Origin of the sequence: Mycobacterium colombiense (assembly GCF_001665835.1) — a bacterium.
In the GTDB taxonomy this organism is placed as follows: Bacteria; Actinomycetota; Actinomycetes; order Mycobacteriales; family Mycobacteriaceae; genus Mycobacterium; species Mycobacterium colombiense_A.
Genome location: NZ_LZSX01000010.1, coordinates 1 through 1,573, shown reverse-complemented (window position 1 = coordinate 1,573; position 1,573 = coordinate 1). Strand labels below are relative to the sequence as shown.

The 1,573-nt window shown below is 67.6% G+C and carries 1 protein-coding gene; it reads right to left on the bottom strand.

Going from position 1 to position 1,573, the window contains the following annotated elements:
* Window positions 1–1,573, bottom strand: a 1,573-nt coding sequence (locus tag A5760_RS02175) for a condensation domain-containing protein (RefSeq protein WP_155764173.1), incomplete at both ends; no start/stop codon positions are given.

Here is a 1,573-nt window from a genome sequence, read left to right as displayed (position 1 = left end):
TCGATCGGCAGATACGCCGCCCCCGTCTTGAGCACCGCCAGGATCGACGCGATGGCCTCGGCCGACCGCGAAAACAGCAGTGCCACAGTCTGTCCCGGACCCGCGCCCGCATCCGCGAGACAATGCGCCAACCGGTTCGAGGCTTCATCCAGCTCTCGGTAGGTCACCGACAGGCCCTCGCACACCAGCGCCACGGCGTCCGGGGTGCGGGTCACGTGCGTGGCGAACAATTCCGGCACCGACACCGAAACACTCGACGGGCTAGCCAAAACCGCTTTATTACCAAGCTCTTCCAGCCGGGCGTGCTCACCCGCATCCAGCAGATCCACCGACGAGAGCCGCCGGGTGGGGTCGGCGGTGAGCGCCATCAACACTCGGTGCAGCCGCGCGATCAACGCCTGGATGGTGTCCGCGTCGAACACGTCGGTGCGAAATTCCACGTGTCCGGAAATCCCGGCGGGCGCACCGGCCTCGGTCCAGTTTTCCTTGAGGAAGAAGACCAGATCCATTTTCGCGGTCTGGGTATCCGCGGCCAGCGGCTTGACCTGAAGATCACCCACAGCCAACCCCGTCGCGGGGACGTTGACCTGTCCGGGGAAGTTGTTCCAGCCCAACATCACCTGAACCAGCGGGTGATGGGCCAACGACCGGGTCGGGTTGAGCCGCTCCACGAGCACCTCGAAGGGCACATCCTGGTGCTCGTAGGCGGCCAGGCCCCGTGCCCGCACCTGGGCCAGCAATTCGGCCACGGTGGGATCGCCGGTCAGGTCGACCCGCAGCACCAACGTGTTGACGAAAAAGCCCACCAGTTCATCGAGTGCGGGATCGCGCCGCCCGGCGATCGCGAACCCCACCGCCACATCGCTGCTGGCGCTGAGCTTGGACAGCAGCACCGCCAGGGCCGCCTGCATCACCATGAATCCGGTGGCGTTGTGCTGACGGCCCACCCGAGCAATGTGCTGCTGCAGCATCGCGGGCCACTCCACCGCCACCCTGGCGCCGCGCTGGTCAGCCACCGGCGGGTAGGGCCGATCGGCGGGCAACGCCAGCCGATCGGGCATCCCGGCCAGCGCCTGCTCCCAGTAGGCCAGCTGCGCGGCGATGCGGCTTTCGCTGTCGTCGAGGTCGCCGAACTGCGCGCGCTGCCACAGCGTGTAATCGACATACTGCACCGGCAATGGCGCCCAGTCGGGGGCCCGCCCCACACACCGGCTTGCATAGGCCACACTCATGTCACGCACCAGCCGGGTCGTCGACCAGCCGTCGGCGGCGATTTCGTGTACGACGGCCACCATCACGTGTTCGTCGTCGGCGACGCGGAAAAGCCGTGCCCGCAACGGGATCTCGATGGCCAGGTCAAACCTATAGCCCACCGCGGCGGCGATGGCTTCATTCAACCGGGCCGCCGCCCAGCCGGTGACATCAACGACGTCCCAGCCGAAATCGGCCTGCTCGGCGGGCACCACCACCTGCCGCGGTATCCCATCGACCGCCCGGAACAGGGTGCGCAGGCTCTCGTGGCGGCCCACCACATCGGCCAGCGCCGCAAATAGCGCGTCCGCATCCAGCCGCC